Genomic DNA, 23,329 nt, shown 5'->3' on the forward strand with positions numbered 1-23,329 from the left:
CCTACAGGGGATAACTTGATCATCAACAATCTTACTCTGATCATTCTGTATCAGGTAACTGTTCTAATTCTTCAGCAATTAAAGTTTGTAAATCTTCGCCACAATGGGTTTGTAGATGAATCATTGCTGCTAATAATTCGGCTAAACTATCCCCTTTTTCACTATTGTTTAATTGGTTTCCTGTTTTAATTTTATCTAAAAGCTGAATAACGGTTTGGCATTCTTCTCCAAGTTCAGTTAACAAAGTTTTTAACGTAGAACTTTTTATAAAAGATGTGCGATCGCTAATTTGCATTATAACCTCCTAAATCGTTTGAGTGCTTGTTGAACTCCTTTCTCAAAAGCGCGGATTTCTGTTTGCCAATATTTAATCAATCCCTGATCAGGATAATCCTTTTCTAACTCCTTTTTAATTTTATCCTCATGTTCAATGATTCTCCTTTGCAAACTACGAATTGCTTTTTTATGGTTTTGATTACCCATTGCCGACTTGACTGTTTTGGCTATTGTAGCACAGATTAATCATCTAACCGAGTACACCTAAAAAATGGCAAATTTAGAGAGCGTTTTAAAGGTTGATAGCATTTGATAGCATTTGATAGAAAGCCGGGGGTTCTTGATAAAAAATAAGCCTTTCAATTGGTTTGGCTGAACATTCAGAGACTAAACCAATGTTGATTAAACCTAAAGTTTTAGGCATTTCCTATGCCATTATCGCTCCGTTATTCTTTGGTGTACTACCTTTCTGTTGGCGGTATGTACCCCTCCCAACACTGCTTTTAATTCTTGATCGCTGCTTATTCACCTTTGCCATTTCAGGAGTGTTTTTATTAATTACAGGTGAATGGGAAACGGTTCGTAACTTTAGCTTAAATGTCATTAAAAAAGTGGCTAAATCTGCCTTTTATTTAGGGTCACATTTAGGCGTTTTTATGGGTGCGATCGATCTGGGACATCAAGTAGAAGCCGCCATTGGAATGTTCCTCGCTCCCGCAGCAACGGCCGTTTTATCAACAATTTTATTAGGAGAAAAACTTAACACAATTAAACGGTTTTGTGTGGGAATTTCCGTATTTTCAGCGATTATTTTCTTCTATGAAGCTCAAGAAATCCCTTATTTTGCAGTATTCATCGCGTTAACTTGGGGGCTGTATTTATGTGAACGTAAACACGCTTTAAAAATGGTCAATCACCCCCTCGCCTACAGTTGGTTAGAACAAAGCTTAATTGCAGTGGTTTTAATTGTAATTGTAATTTTCAATAGCGTTTTTCTGGCTAATGTTCAACCCTTAACGGCTGTTAATTCCACTGCTTTCTTAGTATTGGGTGCTGGATGTACCTTAGCCACAATTGCTAGTTTTTTACAATCAAAAGCCTCTCAAATGATTGACTGTTCCCAAGTGGGGATGTTAGGGGTACTTTCTCCCGTTGTGCAGTTTACTGTTGCGGTAATCGTCGATCAAAAACCCGTCAGCTTGTTACAAGGAACTGCCATCATGCTGTTATTAATTGCCGTTGTGTTATACAACTGTCCTCCCCTCAAAAACCCAACGTTATCAAAAGCCAACTAACTGAAGCAGAAACCGGGTTTCTAAATGATCTGGATTTTCACAACAAAACCTGAACGAGAAACCCGGTTTCTTGGAGTTTTTTGGAACACATAAGTCCTGCTATTAATAGGAGTTAATATTATGTCTACTTGTCCTCAAGTCGGTTGCAAGCTCAGAAAAACGTCTGAAAACCAAGCCGTTTGTTTAAAAAATGGTTGTGTGTTTAGATTAGAAAAACAACAAACTGTTGATTCTGGGAATGAAATTTTATGGTTTTTCTTACTTGCGTTGTTTGTGTTAATTATCGTAGTCGGGAGAGGATAATTGACAAAATCAATGATTAAAAATTAGGTGGGTGCGCTGCGCTTACCCACCCGACGAGATTACCAACCGAAAGCTGAATAAAATTGGCTATCTTCAGGGGTTGATTCTGATGAATTTTCAGCATCAGGATTAACCCGAATTTCCGTACAAAATGTCGAAGTATTAAACCCACCAAATCGTTTAACAGCACTGGTTCGCATTCGTACATCTGAACCCACAAACCAAAAGCGTTCAATGGAACTCATGGTTTCATATTCAGTAATTAAAATTAAGGCATCATCTTCATCCATTTCAAACTCACCCGCCACGGGCATAATTTCTGCATAACCCCGTTCTCGCAACATTTTGCCTTTCCGGGGATTTTCCGCGTCAGGAACAATAGCAAATACCGTTGATCCTTTATGGTTTTCATCGTCCTTATCCCAAGCCATTTCCCCCGCCCAGGTGACATAAGCTCCTCCGGCGGCTAAACTGGGGTCAACTTCGTGCATCTGACAAATTTCGATGACTCTAGGATCGCCTGCATCTAAGCTGGTGACTTGAATATCAGAAAATCCTTTCTCAGCTTGTCTAAAGGCTAAATGGTGAGTGGTTCGTTGCGATCGCCATGTCCCCGCACTCTTGCGAAAAAATTCCATTGCATCCATCACAGTTAAAATCCCTTCATTCACTGATGTTTCAAGGTTCCACCCTTTATCATAAAGCGATTCTGAGTTAGTTGTGAATTTTTGCAACAGAGATTAGTTTCAAAATGTGCATTATGGACAGTTTGTCAAGCTGTTGTTACGATAATTTACATTTAGTGTGATACAGGTCAGCTTAGTCAGTCCAAATCTTCGTGATTTGTACAACTTAGTCAGAGGAGTGAATATGAAAACGCCTGCAAACCTCAGTCTTGAACAACAATTCAAGTTACAAGTTCTAAAAGAACAAGTCAAAACCTTAAATTTAGAAGAAGCCCAAGATTATTTAATAGAATTGTTATGCCAAAGTATGGTTAAAGATAATCTCCTACGTCAATGGATTAAAAACCCTTAATCAGTGATCAGTGATCAGTTATCAGTGATCAGTGGAGAGTTAGCAGTTAATCGTTTATAGTTCATTGTCAATGATTTTTGGCTCAAAACTATAAGCCATAAACTCTAGGCTAACAACTGATAACTGATAACTGATAACTGACAACTGATTATCCAAACCGACCACTAACATATTGTTGAGTGGCTTCTTCTTTGGGATTTTGGAAGATGGTTTGGGTGTCATCATATTCCACTAAATAGCCAAAGCGTTTTCCACCTTCTATAGCTTTGGCGTTAAAAAATGCCGTCATATCTGCAACCCGTGTGGCTTGCTGCATATTGTGAGTAACAATAATAATGGTGTAATTTTGTTTGAGTTCGTGAAGTAAATCTTCAACGGCTAAAGTCGAAATGGGGTCTAAAGAAGCACAGGGTTCATCCATTAACACGACATCAGGATTAATTGCAATAGCGCGGGCAATACAAAGTCGTTGTTGCTGACCGCCAGATAAAGCAAAACCACTTTGACCCAATTTATCTTTTACTTCATCCCATAATACAGCTTGACGCAGGGATTTTTCGACAATTTCATCTAATTGGGCTTTATTTTTAGCTAATCCATTTACCCGGACTCCGTAGGCAATATTATCATAAATTGATTTGGGGAAAGGATTGGGTTTTTGAAACACCATCCCAATGCGACGACGAACTTCTACGGGATCAACATTAGGGGCATACAGATTTTGATTATGATAGAATATATTTCCCTTTAATCGAAATCCTTGAATTAAATCATTAAGGCGATTAAAACAGCGTAAAATCGTACTTTTTCCGCAGCCTGACGGCCCAATAAAAGCCGTGACTCTATTTTTAGGAATGTCTAAACAAACGCCCCGAACAGCCTTGAAATCACCATAATAGATATCAATATTTTCAGTTTGGATGACCGTTTCCATTTCTACCGAGGCATACTGATGAACATCGTACATGAGATTAACTCCTTAAAGGATACAATAATTAAAAAATCCACATCAAAATTAAGTATTTTCATCAATTCATACAAAATTCTGATGACCGTCTAATTACAGGTTAAAGTTACCCAAAATCAAGTAACCTAGCCATTATCATTTCGGGTTTAAAGCTTAGACTTAAAACTGTTTTTGACGAGTCGCAAATCGGGCAATTACGCTCGTTAATAACACTAAAGCCACCAATACCAGGGATGCTGCCCAAGCAAACTCCTGTAAAACTTTATCAAATCCTCTGGCAAATTCATAAACTAAATAGGCGAGGGAGGGAAGGGTGGGAGACAGGGGGCCTTTAGGCCAGTTATTGGTATAAACAACGGTAAATAATAGGGGTGCAGTTTCTCCAGCAGCCCTGGCAACAGCTAAGGTTACCCCGGTTAAAATGGCGGGTAAGGCGGCAGGAAGCACCACTTGTAATGCTGTTTGATAATTAGAAGCTCCTACCCCAACGGACGCCCAACGAATCTCTTGGGGTACAATTTGTAGAGCTTCATCGGTGGTACGAATAATGGTAGGTAACATCAAAATCGCAAGCGCAATAGCGCCCGCCACCACTGAAAAGGTTCCCATTTTTAACACAATAAAACTATAAGCAAACACCCCCGCAATAATTGAAGGAACACCACTCAAAACATTTGTAATAAATCGAATCCAACGCACAACTTGACCATTTTTGCCAAATTCCGAAAGAAAAATGGCAGCTAAAACCCCAAAGGGAACAGCAACTATAGTAGCAATTGCCACCACTTGTATTGTGCCAAGAATAGCACTGGCAATGCCTCCGGTTGTTTGACCCGCAACGGGGGGAAGCTTGGTAAATAAATCTAAATTTAAACGCCCAGCCCCCTTAACTAAAACATAAAATAAAACTGCAAAAAGCGGAATCAAGGTGATCAAAATGCAAGCTGTTGCAATTCCAGTCATTAAAAATTCAAAAATGTCACGGGAACTTTTAGAATTGCGAATTAAACTGAAACCTTGACTTCCAGCATAGTTCGTTTTTTGGGAGAGATTTGACATAAAAGAATACTCAATGTTTTCAGCTAATCAGATTCTTGAAAAACGAATTTTGAGAGTTTTTAAGATTTAATGAATTCCTCAATTAACTCCCATCTACTGCCATCTCCGTTATTGGTATTTCGCTTTAACTTGATTAACAATCCACTCCGCAGCAATATTAACTAATAAGGTGAGAGCAAATAACACTAATCCAGCATACATGAGAGCCGAAACTTGTAAACCAGAGGCTTCTGGGAATTGATTTGCCATCAAAGAGGCAATGGTATTCCCGGGAGCAAATAGGGAAATTTTTAGATTATTCGAGTTTCCAATAATCATCGTGGCTGCCATTGTTTCTCCCATCGCTCGTCCCAGACCTAACATAATTCCCCCAACAATTCCCGAAAAAGCAGCCGGAATTAAAACTCGAAAGATTGTCACCCAACGAGTTGCCCCCAAACCCAAGGAAGCTTGACGTAAATCAGGGGGTAAACTGGCTAAGGAATCCCTGGCAATAGCGGTAATAATCGGCAGAATCATAATCGCTAAAATCACCCCGGCCGGAAACATTCCAGGGCCAGCCGGAGGGGTACTAAATAACGGTATCCAGCCGAAATTTTGATACATAAACATTTGAAAAGGTCTTAAAAAAGGAATTAAGACAAAAATACCCCAAAGACCATAAACGACACTGGGAATCGCCGCCAACAATTCCACCAAAAACGTTAAAGCGGTACGAATTGAAAGGGGAATAAAATCCTCACTTAAGAAAATCGCAGTTCCTAACCCCAAAGGAACAGCAAATAATAACGCAATGAATGAACTCACCAGCGTCCCATAAATCATGGGAAACGCACCATATTGATTGTTAACCGGGTTCCAAGAACTACTAAATAAAAATCCTAACCCAAACTCTTGAATGGCTGGAATGGCTTGTTGAGCGATGGGAAAACCCAATAATAATAAAACAACAATAATACCCCAAGCCATCAGGCGTGTTAGCCACACAAACCCTTGATCCAGGGTTTTTTCGATCGGGGAACGAGATTGAGGAATTCCTGTTACATTTTGATTGGGTAAGACCATACAAGATTAATTATACATCATAAAATCGACACCCGACACCTGATAACTGATAACTGATAACTGATAACTGATAACTGAAATTACTCAACTTTAATCGTAAAGTCTGGGCTAATTTGATCGGCTTTTTCCGCCACTTTTTTAACAACGGCTGGGGGTAAAGGCACATACCCTAGTTCAGGACTAATTTTTTGGCCTTCAGTTAATCCATATTGAATCATGGCTTCAACAGACTTGGCAACTTCGGGATTATCATATTTTTGATAAGCCATGATCCAAGAGTAGGTCACAATCGGATAGGAATCAGCGCCGTCAGGATTGGTGATAAAAGCCCGTAAATCTTCCGGTAATTCCACAGCTTCCAAGGTTTTTGCGGCGGCTGCATCTGTTGGTTTGACAAAATTTCCGGCTTTGTTTTGCAAATCAGCCATCTTCAAGTTAGCACTTTTCGCATAACCATATTCCACATAACCAATCGCCCCAGGGGTTTGATTGATTTGAGCCGTTACCCCATCATTGCCCTTGGCGCCAATTCCAACGGGCCATTGAACGGTTTTCCCTTCTCCAATACTATTTTTCCAATCTTCACTCATGGCGCTTAAATTTTTAGTGAAAACCCCGGTTGTTCCACTGCCATCAGACCGATAAACAACTTGGATGGGTAAATCAGGGAGGGTAATACCCGGATTATCTGTAGCCAGTGCTGGGTCATTCCAGTTGGTGATTTTACCCGAAAAGATATCAACTAGATTTTGTTGAGATAATTTTAATTCAGCTAACTCAGGGACATTATAAGCTAATACAATACTTCCCGCCGTCATCGGTAGCATTAAAACCCCGTTGGTGACTTTGGAAATTTCATCATCTTTCATGGCGACATCACTAGCGCCAAATTGAACTAACCCCTGGACAAATCGTTCTACCCCGGCACCACTTCCTACAGATTGATAATCAATTTGTAGGTTTTTGGTTCCCCCACCAATATCACTAAACCAGCGTTGATACAAAGGCGCCGGGAATGTAGCTCCTGCACCCACTAAGTTAACGGGTTGTTCCAAACTAATTAATTGAGCCGCACCAGAAGTTGTATTGGGGGCTGTGGTGTTGGTCGCCGTCGGCGTTCCCTGTGTACCAGTTGTCGGATTTGGAGCCGTTGTGGTGGTATTAGTCCCGCCACAGGCCGTTAAACTCAAACTTAGGGCTAACGCTGAACATTTAGCTACAAACTGACGAGAGGGATTAATAGAATTCAGACGGAATAGCATAAAAAAAAATCAATGTTGTGTTAGAGCCGCTACCGTAGAGAATACCGTCTCTGTAACAAATTCAGGTAAAGGAAAGGTTAAGGATTCCCCAAGACCGGAAACCCCGATGGTCAGGCTAGAGGTGAAGGGTTAAGCGTCTTCTGTATGCTTTGGTGATACAATAACTCAGTTTGGATAACTGGCAATTCCAGCATGATCAATGTAGTTTCAGTACGACCCGCCCTTAACCGTTTGTCTTCCGACAGGGATTCTGTGTTGGAAGTTCCTCCCCATTGGGACACCCTAGAAGACTTGCAAACTTGGTTGCATCATTTAGTTGAAGGGATTATATCAGGCGATCGCATCAGTCGAGAAGCAGCCCTCGCCTTGAGTGCTCTCGAAGATCAAGACCAAATTTTATTACTGTGTCAAGCTGCGGATCAAGTTCGTCAAGCCTGCTGCGGGAATACCGTTGATTTGTGTAGCATTGTTAATATTAAATCCGGGAACTGTTCGGAAAACTGTGGTTTTTGTTCCCAATCTGCCCATCATCCGGGTGAGGCGTCTCCGATTTATGGGTTAAAGTCTGTTGATGAAATTTTAGATCATGCTAAAGCCGCAGAAGCGGCCGGAGCTAAACGGTTTTGTTTGGTATCTCAGGGACGAGGAATTAAATATAATAGTCCGAAATCTACGGAATTTGAACAAATCTTAGCAACGGTTCACCGGATTATTCAGGAAACCAATGTTAAACCCTGTTGTGCGTTAGGGGAATTAACCTTAGACCAAGCGCAAGCTTTAGCAGAAGCGGGTGTGACTCGCTATAACCATAATTTAGAAGCTTCAAAAGCCTTTTATCCCCAAGTTGTCACCACCCATACGTGGGAAGATCGGGTACAAACTGTTAAGAACTTAAAAGCCGCAGGAATTCAAGCTTGTACGGGTGGCATTATTGGTATGGGTGAAACTTGGGAAGATCGGATCGATTTAGCGTTGTCGTTACGGGAGTTAGAGGTGGAGTCCGTTCCCATTAATTTATTAAACCCCCGTTCGGGAACGCCACTCTCAGAAAACTCTAAACTTGACCCCTATGAAGCATTAAAAGCGATCGCTATTTTTCGTTTAATTCTTCCTCAACAAATTCTCCGTTATGCGGGAGGACGGGAAGCCATCATGGGAGAACTGCAAAGCTTAGGCTTACAATCGGGAATTAACGCCATGTTAATTGGTAATTATTTAACCACCTTGGGTCAACCGCCTGAACAGGATCAAGCCATGTTAACATCCTTGGGACTTGTTGGTGGTGAAGCTCCTGTTCCTGGTTTCTCCTAAAGGCTAATAGTTCTCTGTTGTGACTCCTGCACTTGAGTTTCTCTGGGCGATTATCGGTGTTTTATTAACGATTGGTGGCACTTTTTTAGAAGCGTTTGTCACCGATCCGTCTTGGCTTTGGCAACAACAAAATGTTGAAGTTCACTCTTTAGGAGTAACTTATCAAATTGGGGCGGTTTTACTCGTGGGGTGTTTGGGGGGAAAAAATGCCGCCGCCATGTCCCAAATTGCTTATTTAGCTTTAGGATTAACAATATTACCTGTTTTTTCAGAAGGAGGCGGACTAGACTATTTTAAACAGCCAACCTTTGGATATCTATTAGGGTTTATTCCGGGGGGATGGATTTGTGGTTTTTTAGCGTTTAAAGCGTTACCAAAATTAGAATTATTAGCCTTTAGTTGTTTGTGTGGATTGTTGACGGTTCATAGTATGGGGATCATGTATTTAACTATAAGTCACCTCATTAATGGAGCCTCAACCCAAGGAATTCTTCTGACAGAAGCCTTTGAAAAATATTCGCTTCAACCCTTACCTGGACAGTTAGCCGTCAGTTGTGCCGTAGCTGTTTTATCTTATATTTTAAGGGGATTAATGTTTTATTAAAGTCAACTAATAACTGATAACTGATAACTGATAACTGATAACTGATAACTGATAACTGATAACTGATGATGCAATTTCAGAAAAATTCTAATTTTTGGATCGTTGCTATTGCAAGTTTAATTTTAGATCACCTAACTAAATTCTGGGTGGTACGAAATTTTGAACTCGGAGAAACTTTACCCCTTTGGCCGGATGTTTTTCACTTAACTTATGTTACCAATACCGGAGCCGCCTTTAGTTTGTTTAGTAATGGAGGTGTTGCTTGGTTACGATGGTTATCATTGCTGGTTAGTCTTGGATTAATGGCAATGGCTTGGTTTGGCCCCCGTTTCAATCGTTGGGAACAAGTGGGATATGGTTTAATATTAGGGGGTGCATTAGGGAATGGAATTGATCGCTTTATATCCGGTCATGTCGTAGATTTCCTCGATTTTCGACTGATTCATTTTCCCGTGTTCAATTTGGCAGATGTTTCGATTAATATTGGAATCTGGTGTTTAATTATTGCAACTTTCAGAATTAAAACCTGACTCCTGAAATCAGAAGGTACAATGAATACAGCCCAATGCCACTCTGAGTGCTGAAAATGTCCACAACCAAGCCCCCTCAGAAACCTCAAACTCTCCTGAACACAATCACACAGGTTGTCCAGACACTTCACGCCAAAGTTAATTTTTCTCGGCTGATCCTCAAGCCCAACGCTAAAGTCCCCGAATTGCGGGTACACCATGCGGATACCGATAAACCCGAAGTTTATCCTTTATTGGGCGATCGCTATGTGGTGGGGCGTTCTTCCCGAACCTGCGATATCGTAGTACGGAACCCCCTGGTGAGTCAAATTCATGTCAGTGTTGTCCGAAATGCTCAAGGGACAAGATTACTACCCAGTCGTCCTGGGTTTATGATTCAGGATGAAGACTCCACAAACGGTTTGTATTGGGGAAAGCGAAAGATCAAGAGCCTTCCTTTACGACATGGGGATAGTTTAACTTTAGGGCCACCTGAACTCGCCTCCGTTGCCCGTGTTGAATATAATGATCCTCCGGCTTGGTATGTGCAAACCATCCGTTATGGATTTTATGGATTTTGCGGCATTAGTGCTGTGGTGGGGGCAGTGGTACTCTTTGAGTGGCAGAAATTTCAAGTTGACCCCCTACCGGAAACAGTAACGGGGCCTGTTATTGTTCATGCCGCCGATGGTCGTCCCCTACGAGAAGCGAATACCATTGCCCATTTAGAAACAAATCAGTTAGGGGATTTTGGCCCCTATTTACCTAAAGCTGTTGTTGCGTCTGAGGATAGTCGGTTTTACTGGCATTTGGGAATTGATCCCCTGGGAACGTTACGGGCCTTATTAACCAATGTACGGGGCGGAGAAATTCGAGAAGGAGGAAGCACCCTTTCTCAACAGTTAGCCCGGAGTTTATACCGAGATTATGTCGGAACAGAAGATTCGGCTGGACGCAAATTTCGAGAAGCGGTTGTTGCTTTGAAATTAGAAGCGGTTTATGGTAAAAATCATCTGCTTAAAACTTATTTGAATCGGGTTTATTTAGGGATTAATTTATATGGATTTGAAGATGCAGCCAAGTTTTATTTTAATAAATCAGCCAAGGATTTAACGCTGTCCGAAGCTGCCACATTAGTCGGAATATTACCCGCCCCCAATAGTTTTAATCCGATTCAAAATTATCAGTTAGCCGTACAATACCGCGATCGCGTCATTAGCCGAATGTTAGAAATGGGGATGGTAAGTGAAGAGGAAGCCGATCGCGCTCGTCGTTCTCGGATTGAAATTAATCCCAAAGCTAAGGAATTTTTAGAAAGTACCATTGCTCCCTATTTTTATGATTATGTTTTTGCTGAATTGGAGAAATTATTAGGGGAACAGTTAGCTCGTGAAGGGAATTTTATTGTAGAAACAGCCTTAGATATTCCCACTCAAACCCTTGCAGAATCTTCTCTAAAACGTGCTATTCAAACCACCGGATCACGGAATGGATTTTCTCAAGGCGGTTTAGTCACGTTAAATTCTAATACCGGAGAAATTTTAGCAATGGCGGGGGGGGAAGATTATAAAGCAAGTCAATTTAATCGGGTTACTCAAGCTCAACGTCAACCGGGATCAACGTTTAAATTATTTACTTATTTAGCGGCTTTAGCGCAAGGCATTCCCCCCGGTCAAACCTATTCCTGTGAACCCTTAACGTGGAAAGGACAAAGTTATCAAGGGTGTGAACGCAGTGGGGGTGATGTTGATATGTATCGGGGGTTAGCCTTATCAGAAAATGTCATTGCTCTGAGAATTGCTCAAGAGATTGGATTAGATCGGGTGATTGACATGGCGAAACGTTTAGGAATTCAATCTAAACTTGATCCGGTTCCGGGTTTAGTTCTCGGTCAAAGTGAAGTGAATCTATTAGAATTAACAGGAGCTTATAGCACCGTTGCGAATGAGGGTTTATATCATTCTCCCCATGCTATTAAACGGATTTTAGATAGTAGTGATTGTACGGATATTAATGATATTAATACCTGTCGGATTATTTATGCTTATGATCGAGAAAATCCAACGGTTCCTACTGTTTTGTCTCCTTCTGTGGCTGAAACTATGACAACTTTATTACAAGGAGTCATTCGTCGGGGAACGGGTCAAAGTGCCTATATTGGGTTAGGAGAAGCGGGTAAAACTGGAACAACAAATGATAACGTTGATTTGTGGTTTATTGGTTATCTTCCTGATTCTAAATTAACAACGGGAGTGTGGTTAGGTAATGATGATAATTCTCCGACTAATGGCAGCAGTGGAAATGCGGCTCAATTATGGCGAGATTATATGGGTCAAATTGCGAGATGATTGTTGAGGGAATTACGAATTACGAATTACGAATTACGAATTACGAATTGGGGGATTTTTAAAATTATAATTCACCCCCTTTAAAAATTTGTGTTGGGGTTAAATTTAATTCGGGGAATATAACAGATTGTATCCGGTCATTTTCTCGAAATAAATTCACCATATATTCCCCATCAATCATTTGATAAACTGAAATAGTCGGTTGTTTAGGATTTCCAATATATCGCCGACCGCCTAACCCTAAATAATCAATAATCCAATATTCTTGAATCCCTAATTTTTCATATTCTGATAATTTTAATAAATAATCATCTTGCCAATTTGTACTCACAACTTCAACAACTAACGGTAATGTTTCCCCTTGAGTAATTGTTGAACGTTTTTTCCACATAGGTTCTTGATCTAAATAATTTTTATTAATCACAGTCACATCTGGACTATAACCTGAATTGTCGGAATCAAGGGGTTTAATAATACATTGTCGAGGAATCAAATAAGGGAATTGTAAACGCCGAATTTCTAAGGTCAACTCAGCCGCAATTTCTCCAGCAATTTGTTCATGAGTTCCTGTTGGCTGCATTTCTTTAACAACTCCTCTATGTAATTCATAGCGTCCAGAACCATCAGGAACCCAGTCCAGAAATTCCTCTAAGGTCATTAATTGAGCTTCCGATTCTGATTCTAATAAAGTTTTTATCATAGGGTTAATAGTTTTAATTAAAAATTATACACAGATAATAGTATAACAATTAAACTAGAGATATAAATATAGGCGATCGCTGCCTAAAAACTCCTAGAAACCGGGATTGTTCAAGAAACCCGGTTTCTGTTAGGCTAAAATAGACTTAGGCTGGTTTGAGTTATATCACCGATGAGTTATTGCCTAAATCCCCAATGTCCTCAACCCCAAAACACCCCAGAGGCTAAATTTTGTTTAACCTGTGGGGCAAAATTGTTATTACGAGAACGGTATCGCGCCATTAAAGTCATTGGTCATGGGGGGTTTGGCAAAACATTTTTAGCCATCGATGAAGATAAACCCTCCCGTCCTCCCTGTGTAATTAAACAATTTCGCCCCCAAATGCAGGGAAATTCTCAAAAAGCCATAGAATTATTTCATCGAGAAGCAGAACGATTAGATGAGTTAGGAAAACATTCCCAAATTCCTGAATTATTAGCCCATTTTGAACAAGATAGTCATCAATATTTAGTTCAAGAATTTATTAATGGGTCGAATTTAGAAGAAGAAGTTTTGCGCCAAGGAGTTTTTAATGAAACTCAAATTCGTCAAGTTTTAAATGATTTACTCCCCGTTTTACAATTTATTCATCATCATAGAGTTATTCACCGAGATATTAAACCCGCTAATATTATTCTTAGAGAAACTTCTCAACACCAAGGTCAGTTAGTTTTAGTGGATTTTGGTGCCGCAAAAGTGGTTACTGATACTGAAGTGGCGATGATGGGAACTGTAATTGGTAGCCCTGAATATGTTGCGCCTGAACAAACCAGAGGACAGGCAATTTATGCCAGTGATATTTATAGTTTGGGGGTAACTTGTATTTATTTAATGACGGCAATTTCCCCCTTTGATTTATATGATATTCATGAAGATCGTTGGATTTGGCGAGATTATTTAAAACATCATTCTGTTAGTTCAGAATTAGGTAAAATTCTGGATAAAATGTTGGCTGTATTACCCAGTCAACGTTATGATTCTGCATTAAAAGTATTAAAAGATTTATATCCGAGTGGCATACCTGTTGCGATCGCACGTCATTTACAATCTCCCCCTTTACCCCCACCCCCGCAAACGGTGAGAACGCCTATCCCATCACCTCTCCAGACCTTACCCCCCCGCACCATCCAACAACCGACTCCTCCACAAAAACAACGTGTTCAACCCTTGCGAGTACCTTCCTGGCGTTGTATTCATACCCTCACAGGTCATCGTAACGCCATCACCGGAGTTGCGTTTAGTCCTGATGGGGAGACGTTAGCGAGTGGGAGTCAAGATCAGACGATTGAAATTTGGCGGCTAGACTCTGGGAAACGGTGGTATACCTTAGTCGGTCATAGTAACTGGATCACAACCATTGCTTTTAGTCCTGATAGTAAGACCTTAGCCAGTGGGAGTCGAGATCAAACGATTGAAATTTGGGATATGACCAAGGGTAAAAGGTGGTATACCCTCACGGGTCATCAAGATGGGGTAGAAGCGGTGGCGTTTAGTCCCAATGGTCAATTATTAGCGAGTGGAAGTCGAGATAAAAGGATTGAAATTTGGGATATGAATAAGGGAAAACGGGGGTTTACCTTAACGGGTCATCAAGATCGAGTTTATAGTGTGGCGTTTAATTTTGATAGTCAAAAATTGGCGAGTGGGAGTCGAGATCAAACGGTAAAAATTTGGGATTTGAAGACAGCAAAGGAAGTGCAAACCTTAACGGGTCATGGGGACTGGGTGAGAAGTGTGGCATTTAGTTTAAATGGTCAATTCTTGGCTTCAGCCTCAAAAAATGGGATGATTAAAATCTGGACAAATCAACAGGAACAATGGGTATTATTAAGAACATTAAGAGCCGATGATAAAGAGATATTTAGTATCGTTTTTAGCCCTGATCATCAGATGTTAGTGAGTGGAGGAGGACAGGGATTATTAGATATTTGGGATGTACAAAAAGGGATATTATTAGAAACTATTAAAGCCCATGACAGTGATATTTTTACAGTGGCGTTTAGTGGGGATGGTCAATGGTTAGCCACGGGAAGTTATGACCGGACAGTAAAATTGTGGAAACAATCAAATTGATTCTTCTTCTTGTATTTCTCCTCGATCTGAATCATACAGTATCTATTGCTCTACACATTACATCTGTACAGACGCGCCGTGGCGCGTCTCTACTTCCAGCAAACTAAGAGGTTGTTTTTTTACGAGTCGTTGATGATTTTTTAGTCGTGGTTTTAGTCGTTTTAGCGGTTGATTTCGAGGCGGTTTTTGTCGTTTTAGACTTACTCCGAGAACTCGAACTTGAACCTGCTTTTGCTGCTAATAATTCCAACCCTTGGGCTAACGTAAACGCTTCTACAGCCGAATCTTTAGGTAAAGAGGCGTTGACTTTTCCGTGTTTTACATAGGGGCCATAACGACCATCATAAATATTCACGGGTTCGCCATCTTCCGGGTGAGTTCCTAACTCCCGTAAGGGTGGAATTTCTTTTTTCCCTCGTCCTCCCCGGCCACTGGTTTTCGGTTGAGCTAATAATTCTAAAGCTCGTTCTAAACTAATGGTTAACACATCATCTGGCGCTTTAATAGACCGATAATCTTTACCTTCTTTCCCCTGGTCATGAACCACATAGGGCCCAAACGGCCCCAAGGCGGCTTTAATTTTTGCCCCAGTTTCGGGATGGGTTCCTAACAGTCGGGGTAATGCCAATAACCCCAGAGCCATATCCATTGTGACACTTTCTTTATCAACGCCTTTGGGAAGGGAAACCCGTTTTGGTTTTTTATTATCTTCCGACTCTAACCCCAACTGAATATAGGGGCCGTAGGGGCCAATTAACACATAAATGACTGTTCCCGTTTGCGGGTCAGTGCCTAATTGTTCTGGGCCTTCGGCTTTTTGTCCGACTAATTCTCGAATCACATCGGGGGTTAAGTCGGCTGGCGTTAAATCTTGGGGAATGGAGGCGGTGATCATTTCTTCACCTTTCCCCGCTTCAATATAGGGGCCAAACTTCCCGATACAAACGCGGTATTGAATGGGATCATTTTCATCCCCTAACTGTTCCAATTCAATTGTCCGGGCGATTTTAGTATCAATTTTACTTTCCTGGTCTTTAACTTGATGTTCGAGTCCGGTTTCTCCTAAATAGAATTTTTGTAAATAAGGCAGCCAAGGCGCTTCTCCGGCGGCAATATCATCCAAAGTATCTTCCATACGGGCGGTAAACCGGATATCTACTAAATCGGGGAAATATTTCTCTAATAAATTAGTAACAGCAAAAGCGGTAAAGGTGGGAATCAGGGCATTATTTTTTAACTGTACATAGCCCCGGTCAATAATAGTACCAATAACACTGGCGTAGGTACTGGGGCGACCAATGCCTTCACTTTCTAAGGTTTTGACTAAGGAAGCTTCCGTAAACCGGGCGGGGGGTTGGGTTTCGTGTCCCACAACTTCTAACTGTTTGCAGTTAGGATGGTCGCCAACTTTCAGAGGGGGTAATAATACTTCTTTATCTTCTAGGGCGGCTTCTGGGTCATCGGAGCCCTCAACGTAAGCCCGGAGAAACCCCGGAAAATCAATGCGTTTCCCGGTACTGCGGAACCCAGCATCCTCAACTTTTAACTCAACGGTAATATTGGTTTGGCGAGAATCAGCCATCTGAGAAGCAACGGTACGCTTCCAGATTAAATCATACAGGCTAAGTTCGGCTCCACTGAGATCGGTTTCTTGGGGCGTGCGGAAATGATTTCCCGCCGGACGGATGGCTTCGTGGGCTTCCTGTGCGCCTTTAGATTTAGTTGTATATTGACGGGGTTTAGGACTGAGGTAGTTTTTCCCATATTTCTGTTCCACACATTCTCGCGTTGCGGTGATTGCTTGTTCCGATAAATGCACGGAATCTGTTCTCATATAAGTAATATAACCCCGCTCATACAAACTTTGGGCAATTTGCATGGTTTGACGGGCACTTAACCGCAGTTTCCGGTTGGACTCTTGCTGCAATGTGGAGGTTGTAAACGGAGGTAAGGGTTTGCGGGTAACGGCTTTTTCTTCCAGATTAGTGACTGTCCAGGGTTTACCAAAGATTCGTTGTTTTAAAGCTTCTGCTTGGGCTTCATCCAGTAAAACCACATTTCGACCTTGAGCAATTTTTCCGGTGGTTTCATCAAAATCGCTTCCGGTGGCAACTTTTATCCCCCCAAGGCTGACGAGTTTAGACTCAAATTGACTTTGGGTGTGTTCCAGAAGCGCTTTTAAATCCCAATATCCCCCAGACCGAAATGCACGGCGTTCTCGTTCTCGACTGACGAGTAACCGCACCGCTACCGATTGTACTCGTCCGGCGGATAATCCCCGCGCAATTTTTTTCCACAGCAGGGGGGAAAGGGTATATCCATAGAGGCGGTCAAGAATGCGGCGGGTTTCTTGGGCGTGAACTAATTGTTCATCAACGGTGCGACAATTTCTCAGGGCTTCACGAATGGCCTCTTGGGTAATTTCGTGAAACACCATGCGTTTAATCGGAACTTTGGGTTGCAGAATTTGAAGTAAATGCCAACTAATACTTTCTCCCTCTCGGTCTTCGTCAGTGGCGAGGACAAGTTCGTCCGCTTGCTTGAGGGCGGCTTTGAGTTCTTTAACGATTTTTTGCTTATCTTTGGGGATAACGTAAATGGGTTCAAAGTTTGATTCTACATTGACCCCCAGTTGCGCCCACTTCTCCGTCTTATACTCTTCGGGAATTTCTTCCGCCGAGGGAGGGAGGTCACGAACATGACCCATTGACGCTTCCACCCGATAGCTGGAGGGGAGGAAGTTGCGAATGGTACGCGCTTTAGTGGGAGATTCAACGATGACTAAGGTTGACATGGCGTCTTCTTCGGATAGCAGCGAACTGGGACAAATGCAAGAAAAGGGACGGTTAACTGCTAGGAGTAAACAGCCCTTTAGCTCTATGCTATCTTGCAAAGTTCATTTAATTACGACGGATTCTATAATCAAGCATGATAACACCCTGATTTCACAACAGTGATCAAGGTGTTTACAGAATTTTAAATTTTTCAGACCAACCTTCCCTTACGGAGGAGATTCCGGGTAAGAAATCTCGTCTTTTAATCCAGACAAGTTAATGTAGATTTTGGGAGTGGTTGTTTCTGAATGGGAGTCGGATCTATTTTTTTTTGAGAGATCGGCTAATGACCATGTTAAACTTAAGATCGCCAGTTTAGCGATCGCATCTAATTGTTGATCTTGAGAGTCTGTGATCGGATTGGTTTTAGAATCAGAGTTATTAGTATTCATAGCAGTAAATTGTATAGAACCTATTCCAATTCTTCTTGATCCGGCTTGACATTTCCGTAATTTTTGTCAATTTTGTTTGTGATAATCCTTACCGATTTCTGTGATTCATCTCACAAGTATTGCTGCTCGGTGCTAAACTCTGAAAATTAAATCCAGGACTGAAACCACATCCGCATTTTCCACTGTCCAGGAGACATAGGCAAACCTAAATATAAAGGCATCCAATACAAAAAACCGAATAAAACTAGGCAAATAACCGTACCTCCAAGCCACCGAAATTGAGGTTTATGGCTATATAACCAGCGTTCTAACCACCAAGCTAAAGCCATACAACTAAAAACAAACCCTGTCATGTAATGGTAAATAAATAAACAACGTGTTACTTTCACCCAAGGTAATATATTAGCCAACCAATTTAGGGTAAGAAATGTTGTTAACCACAGTTCAGGTGTTGGGGGAAATTGTAGGGAAAATTGGGGTTTTAACCGGGAAAATTGAACGGATATCTCCCTCCAAATTCGTTGAATTAACATTCCTATTAATAAGAGACTCGCTAAGGTTGATAACCACCATAAAAATGGATTTCCCATCGCATGAACGGCATAAATCAGGGGGAGTTGCTCAGGATTATTTAACGGTAAAATAGGATTAGGGGGCGTTGTGGCTTCAACTTTGGTGAAAAAATAAGCGACGGGTCGTAACATTAAAAGCCAACTGTACCATTTAGAACAGTAGGGATGCACTTTTTCCCCATCTCCTAAGTTTTGATGATAACCCCAGATTTTAGTTTGAAGTCCCCAAAAACCCGGAGTCGGATTTTGTTGTAAATGGGGAAGCCAAGCAATAATATAAACTAGAATAGGAATCAGAATTAAAGTTACTCCCATTAAAATCGGGGTGAGTTGAGTTAGGTTTTCTAGGGGAGATTTAAAAGAACTTTCGGTCGGTTTATTGTCTGATTTTTCGCTCATTTTTTGAACGATAAAACCTGCGATAACTATTCCATCAATTCCAACTAAAAATCCTAATCCATTCCATTTAGTTGCAATAGAAAGTCCTAATCCTATTCCAGCTAAACTCATCCAAAACCAACGGTTTAGCCCTTTTTTTTGTAAGGCAATTAAAAAGAAAAGTTGTCCTAATAATCCAAAAAAAACAATATAAATATTACTTAAGGCATAACGGGATTCAACAATAAATAATCCATCAATTGCCATTAAAAAAGTAGCAATTAAGGTATAACTACGACGGTGAGTAAGTTGATAAGCGATCGCACCGACAATTAAAGGAATAAAGGAACCAAATAACGCATTAAACCAGCGATAACTCCAGGTTGAGAGGGTAGAACCTGTTAACTGATTAACAGTTTCGTGTCCAAAGGGCAGTTTAGAACCTAGCCAAATTCCTATGGCGATTAAATATTGGCTGACGGGAGGATGGGAATTAAAAAAAGGAGTTTGGGTTAAATAATTATTGCCAAATTTAGCATAATACACTTCATCAAAGACTAAGGTATTAAATCGGCTTAAACCCCAAAATCTGAGGAGGATAGACCCGATAAATATTGTGAGCATTCCCAAGGTAAACCCGGAGACTGGAAGTAGAGATCGAGAGGTATTACTGTTTTTATTAACCACTGGCATGAATCCCCCTTTCTTTTAACTTCTGCATAAAAAATTCTTCTAAGGTTAATCGCGCTAAATTCAAACTAAACAGTTGAGCATCCATTTCTTTTAATACGCCCAAAAACACTTCGGGATCAGCTTTGAGATGTCCTTCCCAATAGTCTTGATCGACTTCTAAATCCGATATCCAATTTTTTAGACTATTCACATCCCCCCCTTTTCCTTTAACAGCGTAGGTTTGAGTTGTTCCTAATAAATCATCCAGAGAACCCATGCTAATCAATTCTCCTTCTGCTAAAATTGCAATGCGATCGCAAACTTTCTCCACATCGGATAAAACATGACTATTGAAAAAAATGGTTTTATTCTGTGCTTTTAACGATAAAATAATTTCCCGAATTTGATACCGTCCCATTGGGTCAAGTCCTGACATGGGTTCATCTAAAAACACCACTTCAGGATCATTAATTAAGGCTTGCGCCATGCCTACCCGTTGTAACATTCCCTTAGAATATTGACGCATTTGCTTTTTAATGGCGGCGGATTTTGCTAATCCGACTAAATCTAATAATTGGGGAATGCGTTGACGTTGGATTGATTTGGGAATTTGAAATAGTCCGGCGGCAAATTCTAAAAATTCCCATCCTGTGAGATGATCATAAAAATAGGGATTTTCGGGTAAATATCCCACTCGTTGTTTAACGTGGCGATCGCCAATGGGTTTCCCTAATAATAATCCTGAACCTGATGTCGGACGTACAATTCCTAATAAGGTTTTTAATAAGGTGGTTTTCCCCGCACCATTTTGTCCTAATAAGCCAAAGGTTTCCCCAGCCTGAATTGTTAAAGTACAGTTTTTTAAGGATTCAATCTTTTGATTCATCCAAAAACCTGTACGATAAAATTTCCCTAAGTTCTGGGTTTTTACCACAGGGTTTAAAGGCGGAATTAAAGAGGAATCTTTGACCTCGATAGCCGAATCCATAAGTGTCACGGATGAATAGGAATGTTTAGGCGGTAATATTCTATTTTAATACAACAATTCATCGCTATATTCAACCCCGCCTTTAAAGCAATTTCGGCGGCTTGAGCCTCAAAAATCCCAGTTTGCGCCCAAACGGTTTTTGCTTGAACCGCGATCGCTTCTTCGACAATTTCTGTTAAAAATTCAGAACGGCGAAATACATTTACAATATCAATCGGTTCAGGAATTGCTGTTAAATTCGGATAACAGGGTTGATTGTCAATTTCCGTGAAGGCCGGATTAACGGGGTAAACCCGATAACCTACGTTTCGCAAAAATTGCCCCACTTGATAACTGGCTCGTTCCGGTTTATTGGAATATCCCACCAGAGCAATTACTCTCCCGTGGGTTAAAACCTCCCGCATTGCTGTATCGTCTTGATTGAGATTAATTGACATATTTCACATAGATTAGGTGACTGTATTGTACCTAATGGTCTAATCGCTACTACCAAGTTAAGTATTTCTAATTTATCCTTGCAGATAATTTTAATCTTTAAAATTTTATCATGGAATCTTGATATTAGATTGAGAATTAATCTCAAATAGTTGACGAGATTATAGGGGTTCTGGTATACTTTAGGAAATACCTCTCAAGGGTTTATTGTGTCTATTTGCCAAAATAAAGTCTACAACCCTGATTCTGTCGTTAAATATCTGGGTTTTGTGACTAAATTTCCGGTTGGCGATACCCAATTTTAGGGAGAAATAACTGAAGTAGTTGAGGGGTATCTTGACAAAATCATTAATTTGTGCATAAAACCTACAACACTGCACCCAAAGCAGGGAAAACGAGCTTGATAATACCCAAAGTGTTGCTCAGGATTGAAATTAATATCCGTACTCAACAATACAGTAATTTTCCCTTGACAGTTAGAGTCAATATAGAAATCCGTCCCGATGTTGGAATTATTGAAAACCTCTCTGAAACCCTATTCCCTTCTTATTATCAATCAATGTTTAACTTTTTTTAAATAAAATTGTTGATCAAAAATATAAACTGAACAAAATCAACATTTCAGCCGTTTTTATCAAAACTGTCCGGCTTATTGCTACTTATGAATTGTAAAAAAGTTGGATATTCAATCCAATTTTATATTCATAAGTTATAATCTGAAATAGAAAAAAGTATTCTATAAAAGGGAATAAGAAATAAGGAATACGCCAGAAGGAATAGTAATTAGCACCCGCTTTTCCTCTGCTCCTTTACTCATCAATTATATTGAGCTAAAATTTCAGTATTTCATATAATTGATTAACACAGAGAGTTACTTCAGTACCCCAAAATCAATCCGACTTTTTGAATAAGGAAACAGAACTATGAATTCCTGCCAATTGATTTTACTTCCTGCATTAAAAGCTAAAAAAGTATCAGACAACCAACTGATCATCACTCAAAAGTTTATTGATGGTGTTCTTGAGTATCAAAAGTATTGGCAAGGTTCCATCAAAGTCCTCATAGAGGAAGAGAATATCTTAACCAATAACCTTGATAATATAGTAGTTAATATTAATCTATTGCCTTTTAAAATAGAAGTGGTTAACTTAGACTTCCTTGGGGAACGTCAAGAATTGCACGAAAATTCTGTTTTTGTAATTAGTGCAAGTTATAGACACAATCAGATTAGCAAAGTTTGTAAATCTCATAATATTCCCTGCCTTTATATTACTGAGTATAGCTTAAAGACTCGAATACAGATTATCAATGCGACCACTCAAAATCCGCTTCTCAGGTTAAGAAGATATTGGTGGCAAATTTCGCAAGAATTCAAACAACGGCAAGCGATATCCATAGCCAATGGCGTACAGTGTAATGGCATTCCCACTTACGAAGCTTATCACAATATTAACTCCAATCCTTTCCTTTATTTTGATGCTAGAATTACAGAAGAGATGACAATCAGTTCTGCAAATTTACAGGCAAGAACGTCTCACTGTTTAGAAAGAGAACCTCTGCGTTTACTATTTTCTGGGCGTTTAATTAAAATGAAAGGTGCGGATCACTTAATTTCAGTTGCTGAACATCTTAAAGCCCTTGGGGTTAAATTCGAGATGTTTATTTGTGGGGATGGAGAACTCAAAGAAACAATGCAACAACAAATTCAGCAAAAAGGACTTTCTGAGTTTATTAAAATGCCCGGAATTCTGGAATTTAAAAACGAACTGGTTCCCTTTGTGCAGAAAAATATAGATTTATTTATCTGTTGCCATCGCCAAGGTGATCCGTCTTGTACCTATTTAGAAACTATGAGTTGTGGTGTTCCGATTGTGGGATATGATAATGAAGCCTTTGTTGGTGTTGTCAATTATTCCCAAGCGGGTTGGTTTGTGAAGATGAACCGACCGGATTTATTAGCGCAAAAAATTGCCCAATTAAACGAGAATCGGGAACTGATTGTTGCTGAATCTTATAAATCGATTGAATTTGCAAAACAACATACATTTGACAAAACCTTTAAAAAAAGGATTGCTCACATTCAAGAAATAGCCAATTATAAAGAAGACGTTGTTTCTACAGGAAATTATGCCAGAGTACAATAGCACTCTAATTCATGATTAAATCCTGAAATTGTATTCAGTTTAAAAACGTTAAACAACAGTATCTA

Annotated in this window: 22 protein-coding genes; 9 read left to right on the plus strand and 13 right to left on the minus strand. The window is 40.3% G+C overall.

What is annotated here, in order from left to right; all coding sequences use genetic code 11:
• Positions 1-40: 40 nt before the first annotated feature.
• Positions 41-295 (minus strand): hypothetical protein, encoded by a 255-nt coding sequence (locus H6G57_RS00260; protein WP_190515080.1) that lies wholly within the window; start codon positions 293-295, stop codon positions 41-43.
• On the minus strand, positions 295-483 hold the full coding sequence (locus H6G57_RS00265; protein ID WP_190515082.1) for a hypothetical protein: 189 nt from the start codon (positions 481-483) through the stop codon (positions 295-297). The genes H6G57_RS00260 and H6G57_RS00265 overlap by 1 nt, the downstream gene beginning before the upstream one ends.
• Before the next feature lie 188 nt (positions 484-671).
• Between H6G57_RS00265 and H6G57_RS00270 the strand changes: the two genes are divergently transcribed.
• Both H6G57_RS00270 and H6G57_RS00275 read left to right on the plus strand, forming a co-directional pair.
• The gene (locus tag H6G57_RS00270; protein WP_190515084.1) at positions 672-1,571 is read left to right on the plus strand and encodes a hypothetical protein; all 900 of its coding nucleotides are present in this window, start codon (positions 672-674) and stop codon (positions 1,569-1,571) included.
• Positions 1,572-1,691: 120 nt separating this feature from the next.
• The gene (locus H6G57_RS00275) at positions 1,692-1,874 is read left to right on the plus strand and encodes a hypothetical protein (RefSeq protein WP_190515085.1); all 183 of its coding nucleotides are present in this window, start codon (positions 1,692-1,694) and stop codon (positions 1,872-1,874) included.
• Between the two features lie 59 nt (positions 1,875-1,933).
• Here H6G57_RS00275 and H6G57_RS00280 read toward each other — a convergent pair whose 3' ends face one another.
• Positions 1,934-2,521: a phycobiliprotein lyase gene (locus H6G57_RS00280; protein ID WP_190516242.1), complete on the minus strand. Its 588-nt coding sequence runs from the start codon at positions 2,519-2,521 to the stop codon at positions 1,934-1,936.
• Between the two features lie 223 nt (positions 2,522-2,744).
• Between H6G57_RS00280 and H6G57_RS00285 the strand changes: the two genes are divergently transcribed.
• Positions 2,745-2,912 (plus strand): NblA/ycf18 family protein, encoded by a 168-nt coding sequence (locus H6G57_RS00285; RefSeq protein ID WP_072718347.1) that lies wholly within the window; start codon positions 2,745-2,747, stop codon positions 2,910-2,912.
• Between the two features lie 148 nt (positions 2,913-3,060).
• Here H6G57_RS00285 and pstB read toward each other — a convergent pair whose 3' ends face one another.
• The 4 genes from pstB to pstS form a co-directional block, all read right to left on the minus strand.
• On the minus strand, positions 3,061-3,879 hold the full coding sequence (gene pstB / locus H6G57_RS00290) for a phosphate ABC transporter ATP-binding protein PstB (RefSeq protein WP_190515087.1): 819 nt from the start codon (positions 3,877-3,879) through the stop codon (positions 3,061-3,063).
• A gap of 159 nt (positions 3,880-4,038) precedes the next feature.
• Positions 4,039-4,938, minus strand: a complete 900-nt coding sequence (pstA, locus tag H6G57_RS00295; RefSeq protein WP_190515089.1) for a phosphate ABC transporter permease PstA — start codon at positions 4,936-4,938, stop codon at positions 4,039-4,041.
• Between the two features lie 108 nt (positions 4,939-5,046).
• Positions 5,047-6,003 carry a phosphate ABC transporter permease subunit PstC gene (gene pstC, locus H6G57_RS00300; RefSeq protein WP_190515090.1) on the minus strand — a complete coding sequence of 319 codons (957 nt, stop codon included), beginning with the start codon at positions 6,001-6,003 and terminating at the stop codon, positions 5,047-5,049.
• 80 nt (positions 6,004-6,083) lie between these two features.
• Positions 6,084-7,265, minus strand: coding sequence for a phosphate ABC transporter substrate-binding protein PstS (gene pstS / locus H6G57_RS00305; RefSeq protein ID WP_190515092.1), 1,182 nt, complete (start codon positions 7,263-7,265; stop codon positions 6,084-6,086).
• A gap of 192 nt (positions 7,266-7,457) precedes the next feature.
• Here pstS and bioB point away from each other — a divergent pair, with 192 nt between their 5' ends.
• From bioB to H6G57_RS00325, 4 genes are all read left to right on the plus strand, one after another.
• Positions 7,458-8,576: a biotin synthase BioB gene (gene bioB / locus H6G57_RS00310; protein ID WP_190515094.1), complete on the plus strand. Its 1,119-nt coding sequence runs from the start codon at positions 7,458-7,460 to the stop codon at positions 8,574-8,576.
• A 19-nt stretch (positions 8,577-8,595) separates the two neighbouring features.
• On the plus strand, positions 8,596-9,180 hold the full coding sequence (locus H6G57_RS00315) for a biotin transporter BioY (protein ID WP_190515096.1): 585 nt from the start codon (positions 8,596-8,598) through the stop codon (positions 9,178-9,180).
• A 68-nt stretch (positions 9,181-9,248) separates the two neighbouring features.
• On the plus strand, positions 9,249-9,710 hold the full coding sequence (gene lspA / locus H6G57_RS00320) for a signal peptidase II (RefSeq protein WP_190515097.1): 462 nt from the start codon (positions 9,249-9,251) through the stop codon (positions 9,708-9,710).
• Between the two features lie 56 nt (positions 9,711-9,766).
• The gene (locus H6G57_RS00325; protein ID WP_190515099.1) at positions 9,767-12,037 is read left to right on the plus strand and encodes a transglycosylase domain-containing protein; all 2,271 of its coding nucleotides are present in this window, start codon (positions 9,767-9,769) and stop codon (positions 12,035-12,037) included.
• A gap of 64 nt (positions 12,038-12,101) precedes the next feature.
• Here the strand turns inward: H6G57_RS00325 and H6G57_RS00330 are convergent, their stop codons facing one another.
• Positions 12,102-12,737 carry a Uma2 family endonuclease gene (locus tag H6G57_RS00330; RefSeq protein WP_190515100.1) on the minus strand — a complete coding sequence of 212 codons (636 nt, stop codon included), beginning with the start codon at positions 12,735-12,737 and terminating at the stop codon, positions 12,102-12,104.
• Between the two features lie 171 nt (positions 12,738-12,908).
• Between H6G57_RS00330 and H6G57_RS00335 the strand changes: the two genes are divergently transcribed.
• The gene (locus H6G57_RS00335) at positions 12,909-14,849 is read left to right on the plus strand and encodes a serine/threonine-protein kinase (RefSeq protein ID WP_190515102.1); all 1,941 of its coding nucleotides are present in this window, start codon (positions 12,909-12,911) and stop codon (positions 14,847-14,849) included.
• Positions 14,850-14,952: 103 nt separating this feature from the next.
• Here H6G57_RS00335 and topA read toward each other — a convergent pair whose 3' ends face one another.
• From topA to H6G57_RS00360, 5 genes are all read right to left on the minus strand, one after another.
• The gene (topA, locus tag H6G57_RS00340; protein WP_190515105.1) at positions 14,953-17,643 is read right to left on the minus strand and encodes a type I DNA topoisomerase; all 2,691 of its coding nucleotides are present in this window, start codon (positions 17,641-17,643) and stop codon (positions 14,953-14,955) included.
• Between the two features lie 207 nt (positions 17,644-17,850).
• Positions 17,851-18,075 carry a hypothetical protein gene (locus H6G57_RS00345; RefSeq protein WP_190515106.1) on the minus strand — a complete coding sequence of 75 codons (225 nt, stop codon included), beginning with the start codon at positions 18,073-18,075 and terminating at the stop codon, positions 17,851-17,853.
• A 146-nt stretch (positions 18,076-18,221) separates the two neighbouring features.
• Positions 18,222-19,718, minus strand: coding sequence for a dolichyl-phosphate-mannose--protein mannosyltransferase (locus H6G57_RS00350; protein ID WP_242048835.1), 1,497 nt, complete (start codon positions 19,716-19,718; stop codon positions 18,222-18,224).
• Entirely contained in the window at positions 19,705-20,685 is a 981-nt protein-coding gene (locus H6G57_RS00355) for an ABC transporter ATP-binding protein (protein WP_190515108.1), read from the minus strand. The genes H6G57_RS00350 and H6G57_RS00355 overlap by 14 nt, the downstream gene beginning before the upstream one ends.
• Before the next feature lie 5 nt (positions 20,686-20,690).
• Positions 20,691-21,122 (minus strand): CoA-binding protein, encoded by a 432-nt coding sequence (locus H6G57_RS00360; protein ID WP_190515109.1) that lies wholly within the window; start codon positions 21,120-21,122, stop codon positions 20,691-20,693.
• A gap of 921 nt (positions 21,123-22,043) precedes the next feature.
• On the opposite strand from H6G57_RS00360, the gene H6G57_RS00365 reads away from it, so the two are divergent.
• On the plus strand, positions 22,044-23,264 hold the full coding sequence (locus H6G57_RS00365) for a glycosyltransferase (RefSeq protein WP_190515111.1): 1,221 nt from the start codon (positions 22,044-22,046) through the stop codon (positions 23,262-23,264).
• Positions 23,265-23,329: the final 65 nt, after the last annotated feature.

This window comes from Planktothrix sp. FACHB-1365 (assembly GCF_014697575.1).
Lineage (GTDB): Bacteria > Cyanobacteriota > Cyanobacteriia > Cyanobacteriales > Microcoleaceae > Planktothrix.